Genomic DNA, 13,946 nt, shown 5'->3' with positions numbered 1-13,946 from the left:
TCGAATATTGACATGACTGCGTACCGTATACAATGGACGCAACAACTGGGAAATCCGTTGACGCCGCGCCGTAACCTCCCGCAAGCGCGGCAACTCATCCCATGTTGGATGGTAGGAGCCACTGGCTTCGTCAACAAACGATTTTTTCCTGCTGCGACGATGCGCGCCAGTAATGCGTCCAGCGACATGGTAAAAGGTGACAGAATGAGCTATCGTCTTCCCCCACTGCTCGCTCTCCGTGCATTTGAGGCGTCGGGACGCCACTTGTCGTTCACGAAAGCAGCTAATGAACTGCACCTTACGCAGGGCGCGATTTCGCGACAGATCCGACTGCTGGAAAGCTTCCTTGGCCACAAGCTTTTCATCAGACTCACCCGTAAGATCGAACTGACGCGAGCCGGCGATGAGTATTTCCAGGCGGTCCAGCAAGCGTTAACCATCATCTCCCAAGCGACACGGCAGACCGTTCTTGACTCGCACCGGATACTTACACTTGACATCCTGCCCACTTTGGCGACCCATTGGCTCATGCCGCGCCTCGCTGGGTTCACGGAATGCCATCCTGGTATCGAAGTAAGAATTGTGTCGTCTATCGAACCGGCAGACCTTCATAGCGGTGACACAGACGTTGCCATCAGGGTGGGCCGACTGCCAGGAGCACGCTATGACCGACGCGCTCCGCGCGTTGACCTTGCAATGATCGACAACTGGAAGGGATTGAACATTGATCCACTTTTTCCGGATACCCTTATCCCCGTCGTGTCCCGCAAGCTTATGGATGCTGTGGGAGAAATCGCGACGCCAGCGGACTTACTGCAGTATCGGTTGATTAATACTGCCAGCCGACGTCATGCCTGGCATGACTGGTTGGCATGGTACGGTCTCACCGCCCCTCAAGACGCTAACCCGCTAGACCTTGGCCACTTTTTCATGGCTCTGCAGGCAGCCCGTGACTCAAAGGGCATCGCGCTTGTACCTGAGGTGATCTTTGCGAACTATGAGTGGCGCGATGAATTGCTCGCGCCCCTGCCTGCCGAAGTACCTAGTGCCGGGGGATATTATCTTTTTACCCTTGAGAGCACCAATGACGATCACGCGGTATGCTGCCTGCGCGAGTGGATTCTAAACGAGGCTGCGCTGATCGCGCAGCCGTCGTGTCAATCCACCTTGGTATAAGCAGCAGTGCCTTCAAGAAAATCCGTACCATGCGGAAGAATCGCAGCGGTGGATCGAACGCGAAACCATTGAGGGTTATCGGCAATTTCGAGACGCGCGCTCGACTCCCGCTCTTTTGCGAGCTTGAGGATGCTTCGCCGAAAACCCGCGATCGCGGCATCGCCCGAACCGAGATTTTCAACTGATCGATCCACGATGGCGCCCATGCTCTCCTGGATGGCAGTGTCCTGCATGCCAATACCCTCGATTCCTGTCGAGCTGTACAGCTTTTGGCGGACGCGGTCTAGCCCGTAGTCGTTCTCGGAGGACAATAGCGGCCGGTAAGTGCCGTCGTCTGTTACCTCTGAATGCACAGCGCCATGGTCCAGTTCGTCGGCATCAAGCGGACGATCGCTATTCCAGGTCATGGTGAAGACCCAGCAATTGTGGTCGTCGATTGGTGTCCACGCATGTCCCATGAATGCTCGCCCCTCCCGTAACGGCGCGATCATTGTGTAAAAGGGAGCGAGATACTGCGTGACGCGCCAATAGTATTCCTCATCGCTCGCGTTTCGTCGCGCGCCAATAGCCATTCCGTAGTTGGTCGGTCGAATGAAGAATCGGGGCGCAGTGTCCGACGCCAGGTACGGAATCGCCAGATTAGGCGATATTTGACGCTGCCGGAATGGTAATTCGGGATGTTCAGGGTCAAGGTGACTATGAAGAATGCCAACATGGCTCGAATCGATTCCGCCTTCCACGCCCTGCGCATAATTTGTACGCTGCAGACGTTTTGTAATAAACCGAGCCTCCGCCGGGACAAGCCCCCATTCCATTTCCGGAGGCTTCGCAGGCATCGTCGCTTGATCGCCCATATATGCCCAGATGACGCCACCCCATTCGATCACGGGATAACTCTTAATCCGCGTGTCCTCTTTCATCTGGGTATTCTCGGGCTCCGCTGGCATATCGACAATTTTGCCAGTCACATCAAATTTCCAGCCGTGGTAGACACAACGAAGGCCACACTCTTCGTTGCGCCCGAAAAACAGATCGACGCGACGATGCGGACAGTACCGGTCCAGCAAGCCGATTCTTCCCTCTGAATCGCGAAACGCGACGAGATCTTCTCCAAGCAGCCGTACGCGAACGGGCGGACAATCAGGCGCAGGAAGCTCTTCTGGCAGCATGAACGGCATCCACATGCTTCTGAAGGTCTTCCCCATCGGGGTTCCAGGCCCGACACGACACAGAATTTCGTTGTCTTCCTTACTAAACATCGCGATCACCTTGAATTTAGCCGTCCCCTTGGGGCGTGTTTTTTGCCCATCAGTCGAGCGCACTGTAGAGTGCGTCGCCTTCCTCGAAAATCTGAAATGTCTTGAGCGCTATCGTGCACGGCTTTTCCAGCGCTTCACCGGTACGAACGTCGAAGGCGCCGCCGTGAAGCGGACAAAAGATCGTTGCACCTTCCAGGTCGCCACCAGAAAGTGCCACCATCCCGTGCGTACACATATCTTCGGTAGCGTAATACTTACCTTCCACGTCATAGACCGCGATACCATCACTGCGCCCTTCGGGACAGACTTGCACAACACCGTTGGCTGGCACAGCTGACTTCTGACACAAGAAAATCCTCTTTTCCATCTTTCCTCCCATACGGTTATCAATAGCCAAGCGCAAAGTCGACCCGACCACCAGGTGTCATGCCACGCTCGAGCATCGCGATCTTTTTTGAAACTTGCGCAGCCGATTCATTGACCTGGGTCACTGCCGAAATATGCGGAGTCAGCGTGATCGCTGGTTCAGACCAGAATGGATGCTGACTAGGCAGGGGCTCGACGGAGAACACATCAAGCATCGCTCCGCCGACCTGACCAGATCTGACTGCGTCAAGAAGATCGTCCTGAACAAGGTGTGACCCACGAGCCAGATTGACGACCAGCGCACCACGCCGAAGTTTGGAGAAGCATTTCTTCTCCAGTATTCCGTGCGTCTGCGAAGTGGCGGGCAGGAGATTAATAAGAACGTCCAGATCCGTCAGGAACGCATCGAACGCTTTATCCCCCGCAAAGCACTGCACACCTTCGATATCTTTTTCGCGACGGCTAAAACCTCTTACGTTGAATCCCCATCCGACCAATCTTCGAGCCACTTCGGCTCCAAGGCTGCCAAGACCCAGAATCCCCACATTGAAATCCTGCGCCAGGCGCGGTCGCAATGGTCGCCATGTTTGTACGCGTTGCTGCAGTTCATATTCCCTGAATCGTCTGAGATGCCGGAGTGCCGCATACAATGCGTACTCCGCCATCTGACCCGCCATCCCTGCGTCTTCGATACGAAAGACCGGTAAGCTTTCTGGTACAAGTTCCGGATCCTCCTTGGCTAGCGCAAGCAGCGCATCGGCGCCCGCGCCCATGTTAAATACGGCTTTTAAGCCGTGCCGCCCCTTTAGTACGCGAGGGTCAGGCCGCCACACGAGTGCGTAATCTGCGGCGGCGTCATCGTCTGCAGTCCAACTGCGCACCTGCGCGCCCGGCATCGCGTCGCGTACTGCGTTCAGCCATTCCGTACCATCCTTGCCGGTCATTGCCATCAACAATTGCATCTCGTCACACCTCACTTCGCGAACAGCTGTGCGAGATCTCGCAGCGCCTTAAATTCGAGTGCATTCCCGGCGGGATCCATGAAGAACATCGTTGCTTGTTCTCCCACTTGTCCCTCGAAGCGAACTTGCGGCTCGAGGATGAACTGAACACCTTTCGCACGAAGACGGTCTGCCAGTGAATTGAAATCATCCATGGACAACACGACACCGAAGTGCGGAACCGGTACATTGTGGCCATCCACATCGTTGGTCACCCGCTCCCCGGGGCACGCCTGCAAGTGAGTAACAATCTGGTGGCCAAACAGGTCGAAGTCGATCCAGTGATCTGAACTTCGTCCTTCCGGGCACCCAAGCATGTCGCCATAGAAGCGACGGGCGGCCTCAAGGTCATCAACAGGAAAGGCCAAATGGAATGGCCGAATGCTCATAGTCATGAAAGTAATCTCGTCGTTTAGGCGGATCGATGAACAACGGTCATCACCCCTCCGCCTTTTGCAGCGTTAAAGAACCGAGTCGGCAGACCAGCTTGTCAGATCTGCGGATGCGTCCGAAAGAACAGACTCTGGAATTCGTGCTCGCGTCCTTACGAGTAATTTGCCGATGCGCAGATCGCGCGAGGCATTTATCGCGCTGACGCCGGCAACCACCCCGTCCACGGTATGAAAGACACAAAATCTGTCCGAAGTCGGTTCACCTCGAAGAATGTCTCTCTCCCCAATTGATGAGCCATAACATTGAAGAGAAAAATCATATTGGTCTGACCAGTAGCCACAGATTTCCTCGTATGGATCCGAGGGCGCGACCATCGCGCGACCAACATGGGTTCCGTGCGCTGCTGCGTGGTGCCAGTTTTCCTGCCGGTCATACTGGCCACTACGCGTGTTAAAGTGATAGGCCACCTCGCCCGCAGCATAAATGAACGGATCTGTCGTTCGGCCGTACCCGTCAACCTCAATTCCGCGAGGAGAGGTTTCCAATCCTGCGGCCTGAGCGAGGTCAATATTCGGAGCTACACCAACTCCGACTACAACCGCGTCTCCAGACATGACGCGTCCGTCAGTTGACGTTACGTGCCACTGCCCATCGCGGGTAAGCGCGAATGCAATCGTGACGCCGGTCAGGATTTCGACACCCATCGCTTCGTGACGACCGCGTATGTAATCGGCTACGACACGACAGGCAGCACGTTGCATTGGTCGTTCCGCAGCTTCAATAACCGTTACATCCACACCTAGCTCGCGCGCCGCTGCGGCTACCTCCAGCCCGATCACACCTGCACCAACGATAAGAACACGAGAGATAGAACGGAGCGCGTCACGCAAATTTAGCGAGTCATCGAGGTTACGCAGGTAGAAAACACCGGGCATACTTGGCGCAAACATTGGAAGCGTGCGCGGCGAGGAGCCCGTAGCAAGAAGAAGTTGGTCGTACGGAAGTTCTGATCCGTCGTCGAACCGCACGACCCGTGCTTGCCGGTCAATCTGCGTTGCTCCACAACTAAATTTCAACTCCACCTTGTTATTTTCGTAGAAGGCCTGATTGCGGAGCTGAATATTGGGAACCTTCTCCTTTTCGAGTAACACTGATTTCGACAACGGCGGCCGGTCGTACGGCAGACGCGACTCCTTGTCTGAAAGAATAATGCGCCCGGCGAACCCAGCTTTTCGCAACGATTCGACGGCATGCACGCCGGTAAGTCCACCACCGATCACGACAATCGGTGCGTCATGGCGTTCAGTTTTCATTGACATCGCCTCACAACCCGACTCGCGGGAAATCAAAGATGCTCGGGCTTCTGAATCCCACGTGTGTGCCGGTGACACAGTTCGCGCCACTTGATCAGCGGCGAATCACCTTCGATAAGCATTTCATCAAGCCAAGCGGTGTCACGACGATAAAATTTTTGCAAGGCGAGACGCGCCTCGATGTCCTGTGCATTGAAGTTTTCAAACCCGATTGGTTTCCAGCGATTCCAGAACTCGTGGTTGAAATGCTCCTTGTCCTGCTCGCTGTCGACCCGCTTGCCGACCAGCATCACATAGAGGTGCTTCTCCTCAGTAACGGGCACGTAGAACTCGAACTGAGTGATGTCCTGGTCGGGAAAGTCATCCACGCGCAAACCGCACGGCATCCACAGCGACGCCGCAGTGGTGCGTGTGGGCTTATCCGACACCCGTTTGGTGCCGGTTACGACCACCTGGCCATCCACCTTGCCTTCCCAGATGCTCGTATGATTGGCGAAAGCGTCGTAAACACCCTTAGGGGCCCCGAAGGCTTCGTGCACCTCGACTTCCCCAGATTTAGCGAGGTGGCCGATCGGTAGAGACCGCATTGTGTCGGGGACGAGCTCTGAGGAGCGATGGATATAGACATGCAGACCATCAAAGCCGTTTTCACACGCTACTCGCCAGTTCGAATCAACCTCGTAAATCGCACAATGCATTACAAGGTCCTCGTCGAGAAACGTCGGCGGCACGTCCTCAGCTAGCGGAGGCGCCTTATAGTCGTCGTCGCCAACAAAAACGAACACAAGACCCTTTGCTTCCTGCACCGGATAGGTACGAACCGCTCGTCGGCCGATCGCTTTGCTATCAGGGGACGCGAGGATATCGCAGAGCCGACCGCCGTCCCACTTGTACGTGAAACCGTGGTACCAGCACGTGATCGTGTCCTCGGTGTAGCATTCCACCTTCTCGGAAAACTTCACTCCTCGGTGCAAACAACGGTCGCGGATCGCTTTGACCTCGCCGTTAATGCGCTTGAGAAGTATTTCTTCACCAAGGACCGTCGCCTGGACCACCCTACCCTCGATAACGTCTGACGAAGCCTTGACCGGGTACCAATGATTGCGGAATCCCAGCTTGGCGGCGAGGTAGTTTCGCCAGCGCGGCACCTTTTCAAGCAGACTTTCGTCGACAAACGTGCTTCCTTGTGCCATGTTCGATCGCTCCTGAGCGTTGTTCATTGCGTACTGTATGCAATGAACCGTGTTTATTAGGATGGATTCCGCGCCGCGTTTGTGAGAGCGCGCCTACCTTGCTATCACCAGTGTGGCGCGCTCGCATCACGGCAGCATTTCAGACGCTGTCGCTTGTCGACGCGCGGATATATTGATCGTAGGGCGCAGAACCTCAGGCAACAACTGATTTTAAAAATGCTTATGCATTACTCTCGTTAATGCGTCTTCCGTGGGTAACCAATGCTTCCGCCGGCGCGTTGGTCATCGTAGAATCAAGCTCAGCTCTTCAACAGGCTTCCCTCACAAAGTACACAATGAATATGTCCCGTAAGGTCATCCAGAGTGACAGGCTAAGAGATCAGGTCTATCGGCTGCTTCGAGAAGATCTCTTTAGCGGAGTTATACCCGCCGGCAGCCGACTCGTCGAGCTGGAGTTAGCCGAGCGGTACGGCGTGTCCAGGACACCAGTACGTGAGGCGCTATTTCAGCTTGCCCGGGAGGGTTTGCTCGAACAGTCCGAGCGCGGATATTCATTGATAGCGGACACGCCGCAGGACTTCCTGCAGCGGATGGGGGTGAGGCTTCTCCTGGATCCGCCTCTGGCCGAGCACGCAGCCCGTTTTGGTACGGAAGAGCAGCTTGACTCCCTCGAGGCAGTGTTCGGACGAATGAAAAAGGCGGCGGAACAGTCGAAATTCATTGCGTTCGTCGCTGCGGCGCACGAATTTCGTACCCTGCTGCTCGAAATGTGCCACAACACACCTCTCGCAAAAGTGTGTGCCGTCCTTGAAGACCAGTTTTTGCTGGTCCGAAACGAGTACTACAGAGACGAAAGCAATCGGGCAATTTCCATTGAGCGGGACGGGCAGCTAGTCGACGCAATCAAGGCACGCGACTCCAAGGCTGCGGCAAGGGCCGCAAAGGACTATGTGGAAACGTTGATTGACAGGTACTCGCCCGAAGCAAAGCGCGGAAAGGCTCGGGCCAAACCGGACAACACTGCATAGCCGGAATCGCCTCAGTTTCCGGTTTCCCGCGCAAAAGAGGATACGATTTTGTGCTCTGCGCCTTCGCCTGTCGTGCAGGAACCAATTTGACGAAGCAAACCTTCGATCAAGACCCGGGTCTCGCACGCTGCACTATCAGCGTCACGCAATTGGATGGCACGCAGGAGTCGATCAAGGTGCTCCGCAGCGAGGTCTCTGCTCCACGGACGCTCAAACAGCCCTCGTCGTGCTGCTACAAAGTCGTCTTCAATTGCGTCGCAGCAACGTGCAAGCACCGCGTTTGAACAGCATCGGATAAGACACTTCTGTAGCCGATGGAAAGCACCGGCGAGCGACTGTCCCGTCCCCTCCGATAATAAGCCACGCGCGAACTCGATGCAGGCAACGAGTTCGAGCAACTGTTCCGCGTCAGCCGTAGAAACGACCACACGAGCGAGTTCAGGATCCACGAGGCATCGGACCTGCAACCGCTGAGCGACCTCAGGCATCGCAATTGAGGGAACCCCATATCCGCGAACGGTGCGCACGAGTAGTCCTTCCCGCGCGAGCTGGAATAGCGCTTCGCGCACTGGGGTTCTGGATACGTCGAAGCGCGCGGCAAGATCCTCTTCAGTCAATCGTTGACCGGGGACGAACACGCCCTGACCGACGAGTTCCCTCACTGCGTCGTAGATGCGGTCACGCAATCGCCTCGGATGCAGTGAAGGATTTGTATTCATACAGGAGGACGTCTGGAATCCTCGCGCTTGAGGAGATCGAGCGCGACACCCACTATCAGCTCTTCCTCGTGTTTGACGAGATCGAGCGCGACATCCACAATCATGTCCTCCTGCCCGCCCACCATTCTGCGTCGTCCGAGTTCCTCCAGTATGGTCACGGTCGAAACGCCGTACTTACGCGATGCCGCCTCCGCATGCCGCAAGAAGCTTGAGTAGACTCCTGCATACCCCAGTGCAAGCGTTTCGCGGTCGACTCGTACCGGTCTATCTTGCAAGGGACGCACCAGATCGTCGGCGGCATCCATCAGCGCGTGAAGATCGCAATCGTGCACCCATCCCATGCGGTCGGCGACGGCAATGAACACCTCCAGCGGCGCATTGCCTGCACCCGCGCCCATACCGGCAAGACTCGCATCCACCCGATCGCAGCCCTCCTCCACCGCAACGACGGAGTTGGCAACACCGAGCCCAAGGTTATGATGCGCGTGTATGCCAGTCTGTGTCGCTGGACTTAGCACGTCTCTGAAGGCGCGAATTCGTTCTCGAACTCCGGCCATGGTCAATGCCCCGCCTGAATCCACCACATAGATGCATTGCGCGCCGTAGCTCTCCATCAGGTGCGCCTGCTTGGCAAGCTCTGCAGGCGAGACCATGTGACTCATCATCAGGAAGCCAACCGCTTCCATGCCGAGTTCACGCGCCTTTCCAATATGCTGAGCAGCAACATCAGCTTCCGTGCAGTGAGTCGCCACACGTACGATGCGCGCACCGGCATCAAAGGCTTCACGCAAATCATGCGTTGTCCCAATCCCTGGAAGCAGCAATGTTGCCACTTTCGCGTGTGTGACCGTTTCCGCGACAGCGGAAATCCATTCCACATCGCTATGTGCGCCAAAACCATAGTTAAAACTCGAACCGGAAAGTCCATCCCCATGAGCGACTTCAATTGAATCAACCCGAGCTTCGTCAAGTGCGTGCGCAATCGCTTTTACATGTTCGATCGAGTATTGATGCCGGACTGCGTGACTGCCGTCTCGCAGCGTGACGTCCGAGATGTAAAGTCTAGTGGTCATGTCGCTCTCCCCGAATTTCGACGGCAATGCGTTCCGCGCATGCAAGCGCAGCTGAAGTCATGATATCCAGATTGCCTGCGTACGACGGCAGGTAATGGCCCGCCCCCTCCACTTCCAGAAAGACGGTGGTCTTGAGGGCGGCCGCTCCGGCCCCTTGTCCCGGGAGTGAAGAAACGTCGTCGAACTGAATGCGTTGCTTGAGTCGGTACCCCGGCACATATCGCTGCACACGCTCGACCATGGCTTCCACCGCCTGCTCGATCTTCCCAACGTCTGCAGGCTCGGACAGCGTGTAGACGGTGTCGCGCATGATCATTGGGGGCTCAGCCGGATTGAGGATAATGATGGCTTTCCCACGGGTTGCCCCGCCAACGGTTTCCAGTGCCTTCGATGTCGTTTCGGTAAACTCGTCAATGTTCGCGCGAGTGCCAGGGCCAGCCGATCGGCTTGAGATTGATGCCACGATTTCCGCGTAGTGAACCTTCGTGACCTCGGATATCGCTGCAACAACCGGAATGGTTGCCTGACCGCCACATGTCACCATATTGATATTGGGTGCATCGAAGTGTTTTTCGATGTTGACGGCGGGGACAACAAACGGCCCAAGTGCCGCAGGTGTGAGGTCTATGACTCTAACGCCATGCGCACTCAGCACTCGATCATGGTGTGCATGTGCGCCTGCGGAGGTGGCGTCAAACGCGATACGAATGCCACTGAAGCCAGGTATCGTCAGCAGGCCGTCGATACCGTTTGCCGTATTTGGCACCCCGAGCCTCGAAGCCCGAGCGAGACCGTCGGAGCCTGCGTCGATGCCTACCATTGCCCCGATCTCGACGTTCTTACCATATCGCAGGATTTTCATCATCAGGTCGCTACCGATATTCCCTGATCCAATGATTGCCGCCCGCACTTTTCCCGTTGAATTAGTCATGTTTCCTGCGCCTCCTGCAGCCAGTTTCCTATCGTTGAATTGAATGCGTCAGGTGCCTCGAAGTACGCGGAATGCCCCGTCGCCGGCAATCGATAGAACGTTGCCCCCGGAACCATGGCCACGACCTCCGAAACGATCTCCGGTGGGAAGAGGACATCCTCCTCGCCCACAAGAAATGCGATACGGACGTCGCTACGGGCAAGCTCTTCTGGCGTATGAGTCTTTTGCTCTCCAACCAGCGTCTTGACTGTGTACTGGTTAAAGCCAGCGATCTGTAGATACAGCGTCGCCATTGCGGACTCACGTACAATAAAAGAACGTCCCAGTACACGCCCCAACTGGTCCAGTCCGCTGGTCCGCTGTTGTACGATCTGCATCTGATCGGCCAGGCGACGCGGCAACTCGAGCCCGACCAGCGAATCGGCAATTACAAGTGACGAGACACGATTGGGAAATTGACATGCGAAGTCGATCGCCGTACCGCCGCCCATCGACTGCCCGATCAGTGACACAGTGTCCAAATCGAGATCGTCTAGAAGAGCGACCAGATCTTCAGTGAATGCAGAGCGACCCAGTCGTTCAGGATCAGAAGAATTCCCAAAGCCTCTTGCATCAACGAGAACCATCTGAAATTGGTTTCGCCACGCCGCAATCTGATAAAACCAGCTGGCGTGATTTCCGCCAACGCCGTGCAGCATAACCACTGGCGGCCCTGAGCCATGAATCTCGTAGTAAAGCTGCGTACTCCCGCGTTCTATGTAAGGCACCGTCTATCCTCTTTATCTCTTCATCAGTCTTTGCGTCAGTTTTCGAACAAATGGAGACATTCGCACTTTCCAGGTATGCCCAGAAACGCGACGCTCTAGAATCCCACCTGGACCACGCCGATACCGGCGATTGAGGCCGAATAAGTTTCCCCAGCCTTTACACTGACCATCGGCCCGAGAGCACCACTCAGGACGATCTCTCCAGCGCGCAACGGTCTGCCCACCTCAATCATTTTCCTGGCAAGCCACAGTGTGGAGACGAGCGGGCTTCCAAGACAGTCTTTGCCTGTTCCTTGGGACACAATTTCCCCGTCGCGCCACAGCGTCATCAAACAGCTCACTACATCCGTGCTCGGCAACATCGACTGCTTCTCACCGACTACGAATCTTCCCGACGATGCGTTATCTGCAATAGTCTCAACGATACCGATACGCCATTCGGCAATCCGGGAGTCCACGATCTCGAGTGCCGCAGCCACCCAGTCGATGCTTTTTACCAACTGCGCCTCAGTGATGTCAGGATCCTCAATGTCGCACCTCATCCCGAATGCGATTTCCGCTTCAATTCTGGGTTGCACCAACCCTTTGGTCGAAGTAGACGCTCCGTGAGGTACGGCCATATCAGAAAAAAGTATCCCAAAGTCCGGCTGATCAACGCCAAGTTGCGCCTGTACAGCAGGAGAAGTCAGTCCTATCTTGCGTCCGACAATTACGCGCCCTTGCGCGTGAATTGCGTGCTCGGTATTGATATTCTGGATTCGGTACGCACCTTCGATGTCGATCCCGTGATCTGATGCGAACGGCGCGATAGGTCCTGCGGTGCAGGCAGCGCGAAGCCTGGCAGCCAGATCAAGCTCAGTGTCAGTGACATTCATAGGTTCCCCCGCAACGAAGTAAGCATAGCTTTCGAAGAGCAAAACCTAAGTATTGTGTACTGTATGCAGATACGCAACCATCGATGCAGTGTTTATTCGCCGTCCATACCGCAGCGAGAGTCATGCGTGACGAGCATTGAATAGGCGACGCTTGCTATCAGCAATGCGGAGCGTTGACAACGGATAAATTTTCTCACCTTTGCATATTTTGAATCGTTGGTCGGGACAACAATCAGGGAGTAGAAAGTAGGGCGAATCTGGGATGCGCTGGAAGACATCAAGCCGGAAAGGAACCTGACACTAATGTATGAAAAACAAGACCTGCGAAAGCCGCTCGAGCGAGCTACATACATGATCACCCGAACGAACAGTTCGGAAATCACTTACGCTAACCAGGCTTTCGCAAATGCCACCGGCTACTCATTGGAAGACGTTATTGGGTCCCCGGTAGCCAGATACCTAACTGGGGGCACTCCGCCTGCCGTCGGCAAAGATATCATCAAGACCGTGATGGGCGGCAGTCGTTGGGAGGGAGCACTGCCTATACGTCGTTGTGATGGATCATCATTCTGGGCGTATACCAGCATCTCACCATGGATCGAGAACGGCAAAATAACGGGCTCAACTGCAGTCCGGACTTATGCATCACCATCCGAAGCCAGGAAAAGCGAACGTCAATACCGCTTGCTGTCCAGATATTCTTGGCTTTTTGGTCTGCGGGCGGGGCGCATGGGATTTGTGGGGCTGGCCTTCCCTCTCAATCTGCTACGGGCAGACCCTATGATTTGGCTGATACTGCTGATCTGCGCGGCTCCACTTTGGATCGTCATATTGGCAATTCTAAGTGTCCCGTCTTGTGGTATGCCGCGCTACCTGTATGCGAGCGCCGGACTGACAGCATCAATTCTTGCCGCCGTTTTCTCCAAAGCAGTTCTCGCACGTGCGGTAAGTGCACCACTAGCATCGTTGACTGACAGTCTTCACCTACTCTCGTCTGGAGAAACCGGCGCTCGTACGGCGGTCGAATCGAAGGGCGCTATCCGTGATCTGTCTCGGGCCATTAATCTCACCCGTGAAAGCCTCGTATCCATGATAGGTGGGGTGCGCATCGGCGTGAGTGCCATGACGGTTGCAACATCAGAACTATCTGCTGGTAATGATGATTTGGCCGGCCGGACGGAAGCGCAGGCATCTTCGACAACTGAGATCACAGAGCGCACCGGTGAGCTACGGCAATCTGTTTTCGACGCAACGTCAGACACACTAGAGGCGGAACGTTATGCGGAATCTGCGAATGGCGCTGCAAAGCAGGGCACTGAAGCGGTTGAAGCTGTGGTCGAGTGCATGACAGACATTGTCCAGGGTGCGCGCGCGATGTCGGACGTGATGTCTACCATCGAGTCGATAGCCGCACAAATTAACCTGCTTGCTCTCAACGCTGCCGTTGAGGCCGCGCGCGCGGGTGAACAGGGACGGGGATTTGCGGTTGTGGCAAACGAGGTGCGGTCGTTAGCCAATCGCGTCAAAGAGGCGACCTCAAAGATAAAGGGGTTGATAGATGGATCACTTGCCCGAACCCACGCCGGGTCGAGGACCGTGGACCAGGCAGCTCGGTCGATCGCCAAGCTCGGAGAAGCAATCTCCGCTGTAGATGCGATTGTTCGAAAGATTTCTTCACGTTCACAGCTGCAATGCAATGCGCTCGATGACATTCATCGGGCTCTTGGAGGCATTGACGAAATGACGCAGCAGAACGCTGCCCTCGTGGAGCAGAGTTCGGCCGCAACCGCTTCCATTGCGAGCCAGGCAAGACAGCTGGAATTAACGCTAGCTGTCTTTCGCTAGAGCCTCG

The 13,946-nt window shown here is 55.6% G+C and carries 14 protein-coding genes; 3 read left to right on the top strand and 11 right to left on the bottom strand.

The genetic code is table 11. The features are described from left to right. Positions 1-204 precede the first annotated feature (204 nt). Positions 205-1,176: a LysR substrate-binding domain-containing protein gene (locus A6V37_RS36395; RefSeq protein ID WP_165614386.1), complete on the top strand. Its 972-nt coding sequence runs from the start codon at positions 205-207 to the stop codon at positions 1,174-1,176. On the opposite strand, the gene A6V37_RS36390 is transcribed toward A6V37_RS36395, so the two are convergent. From A6V37_RS36390 to A6V37_RS36365, 6 genes are all read right to left on the bottom strand, one after another. Then, a complete protein-coding gene (locus A6V37_RS36390) occupies positions 1,158-2,381 on the bottom strand; it encodes a Rieske 2Fe-2S domain-containing protein (RefSeq protein ID WP_207547558.1) in 1,224 nt (407 codons plus the stop codon). The two genes, A6V37_RS36395 and A6V37_RS36390, sit on opposite strands and share 19 nt — an antisense overlap. A gap of 103 nt (positions 2,382-2,484) precedes the next feature. Further along, positions 2,485-2,832, bottom strand: coding sequence for a non-heme iron oxygenase ferredoxin subunit (locus tag A6V37_RS36385; RefSeq protein WP_131799782.1), 348 nt, complete (start codon positions 2,830-2,832; stop codon positions 2,485-2,487). Beyond that, positions 2,822-3,763 (bottom strand): 2-hydroxyacid dehydrogenase, encoded by a 942-nt coding sequence (locus tag A6V37_RS36380; protein WP_064265238.1) that lies wholly within the window; start codon positions 3,761-3,763, stop codon positions 2,822-2,824. The genes A6V37_RS36385 and A6V37_RS36380 overlap by 11 nt, the downstream gene beginning before the upstream one ends. An 11-nt stretch (positions 3,764-3,774) precedes the next feature. Next, complete coding sequence (locus A6V37_RS36375) at positions 3,775-4,197, bottom strand: VOC family protein (protein WP_423213086.1); 423 nt, start codon at positions 4,195-4,197, stop codon at positions 3,775-3,777. 66 nt (positions 4,198-4,263) lie between these two features. Further along, complete coding sequence (locus A6V37_RS36370) at positions 4,264-5,508, bottom strand: NAD(P)/FAD-dependent oxidoreductase (protein WP_064265072.1); 1,245 nt, start codon at positions 5,506-5,508, stop codon at positions 4,264-4,266. Positions 5,509-5,540: 32 nt separating this feature from the next. Beyond that, entirely contained in the window at positions 5,541-6,701 is a 1,161-nt protein-coding gene (locus tag A6V37_RS36365; protein WP_064265071.1) for a Rieske 2Fe-2S domain-containing protein, read from the bottom strand. Between the two features lie 335 nt (positions 6,702-7,036). On the opposite strand from A6V37_RS36365, the gene A6V37_RS36360 reads away from it, so the two are divergent. After that, the gene (locus A6V37_RS36360) at positions 7,037-7,729 is read left to right on the top strand and encodes a GntR family transcriptional regulator (RefSeq protein ID WP_165614385.1); all 693 of its coding nucleotides are present in this window, start codon (positions 7,037-7,039) and stop codon (positions 7,727-7,729) included. 11 nt (positions 7,730-7,740) lie between these two features. Here A6V37_RS36360 and A6V37_RS36355 read toward each other — a convergent pair whose 3' ends face one another. The 5 genes from A6V37_RS36355 to A6V37_RS36335 form a co-directional block, all read right to left on the bottom strand. After that, positions 7,741-8,448 carry a GntR family transcriptional regulator gene (locus tag A6V37_RS36355; RefSeq protein WP_082902542.1) on the bottom strand — a complete coding sequence of 236 codons (708 nt, stop codon included), beginning with the start codon at positions 8,446-8,448 and terminating at the stop codon, positions 7,741-7,743. After that, on the bottom strand, positions 8,445-9,521 hold the full coding sequence (gene dmpG, locus A6V37_RS36350) for a 4-hydroxy-2-oxovalerate aldolase (RefSeq protein ID WP_064265068.1): 1,077 nt from the start codon (positions 9,519-9,521) through the stop codon (positions 8,445-8,447). Before dmpG ends, A6V37_RS36355 begins: the two co-directional genes overlap by 4 nt. Then, on the bottom strand, positions 9,511-10,452 hold the full coding sequence (locus tag A6V37_RS36345) for an acetaldehyde dehydrogenase (acetylating) (RefSeq protein WP_064265067.1): 942 nt from the start codon (positions 10,450-10,452) through the stop codon (positions 9,511-9,513). The genes dmpG and A6V37_RS36345 overlap by 11 nt, the downstream gene beginning before the upstream one ends. Next, positions 10,449-11,219, bottom strand: coding sequence for an alpha/beta fold hydrolase (locus tag A6V37_RS36340; RefSeq protein ID WP_131799780.1), 771 nt, complete (start codon positions 11,217-11,219; stop codon positions 10,449-10,451). Before A6V37_RS36340 ends, A6V37_RS36345 begins: the two co-directional genes overlap by 4 nt. Positions 11,220-11,314: 95 nt before the next feature. Next, positions 11,315-12,094 carry a 2-keto-4-pentenoate hydratase gene (locus tag A6V37_RS36335; RefSeq protein WP_064265065.1) on the bottom strand — a complete coding sequence of 260 codons (780 nt, stop codon included), beginning with the start codon at positions 12,092-12,094 and terminating at the stop codon, positions 11,315-11,317. A gap of 303 nt (positions 12,095-12,397) precedes the next feature. Between A6V37_RS36335 and A6V37_RS36330 the strand changes: the two genes are divergently transcribed. Continuing rightward, positions 12,398-13,939, top strand: a complete 1,542-nt coding sequence (locus A6V37_RS36330; protein WP_075643621.1) for a methyl-accepting chemotaxis protein — start codon at positions 12,398-12,400, stop codon at positions 13,937-13,939. Positions 13,940-13,946: the final 7 nt, after the last annotated feature.

This window comes from Paraburkholderia ginsengiterrae (assembly GCF_001645125.1).
Classification (GTDB): Bacteria; Pseudomonadota; Gammaproteobacteria; order Burkholderiales; family Burkholderiaceae; genus Paraburkholderia; species Paraburkholderia ginsengiterrae.
The sequence above is the reverse complement of the archived record's forward strand: the minus strand, read 5'-3'. Positions and strand labels throughout refer to the sequence as shown.

What these genes read in the sequence shown, in the direction of transcription:
- A6V37_RS36380 (WP_064265238.1), bottom strand. Translation starts at nt 3,763, where the DNA reads ATGCAATTGTTGATGGCAATGACCGGCAAGGATGGTACGGAATGGCTG.
- A6V37_RS36355 (WP_082902542.1), bottom strand. Translation starts at nt 8,448, where the DNA reads ATGAATACAAATCCTTCACTGCATCCGAGGCGATTGCGTGACCGCATC.
- A6V37_RS36390 (WP_207547558.1), bottom strand. Translation starts at nt 2,381, where the DNA reads ATGGGGAAGACCTTCAGAAGCATGTGGATGCCGTTCATGCTGCCAGAA.
- A6V37_RS36375 (WP_423213086.1), bottom strand. Translation starts at nt 4,197, where the DNA reads ATGACTATGAGCATTCGGCCATTCCATTTGGCCTTTCCTGTTGATGAC.
- A6V37_RS36330 (WP_075643621.1), top strand. Translation starts at nt 12,398, where the DNA reads ATGTATGAAAAACAAGACCTGCGAAAGCCGCTCGAGCGAGCTACATAC.
- A6V37_RS36395 (WP_165614386.1), top strand. Translation starts at nt 205, where the DNA reads ATGAGCTATCGTCTTCCCCCACTGCTCGCTCTCCGTGCATTTGAGGCG.
- A6V37_RS36335 (WP_064265065.1), bottom strand. Translation starts at nt 12,094, where the DNA reads ATGAATGTCACTGACACTGAGCTTGATCTGGCTGCCAGGCTTCGCGCT.
- A6V37_RS36365 (WP_064265071.1), bottom strand. Translation starts at nt 6,701, where the DNA reads ATGGCACAAGGAAGCACGTTTGTCGACGAAAGTCTGCTTGAAAAGGTG.
- A6V37_RS36345 (WP_064265067.1), bottom strand. Translation starts at nt 10,452, where the DNA reads ATGACTAATTCAACGGGAAAAGTGCGGGCGGCAATCATTGGATCAGGG.
- A6V37_RS36370 (WP_064265072.1), bottom strand. Translation starts at nt 5,508, where the DNA reads ATGAAAACTGAACGCCATGACGCACCGATTGTCGTGATCGGTGGTGGA.
- dmpG (WP_064265068.1), bottom strand. Translation starts at nt 9,521, where the DNA reads ATGACCACTAGACTTTACATCTCGGACGTCACGCTGCGAGACGGCAGT.
- A6V37_RS36360 (WP_165614385.1), top strand. Translation starts at nt 7,037, where the DNA reads ATGAATATGTCCCGTAAGGTCATCCAGAGTGACAGGCTAAGAGATCAG.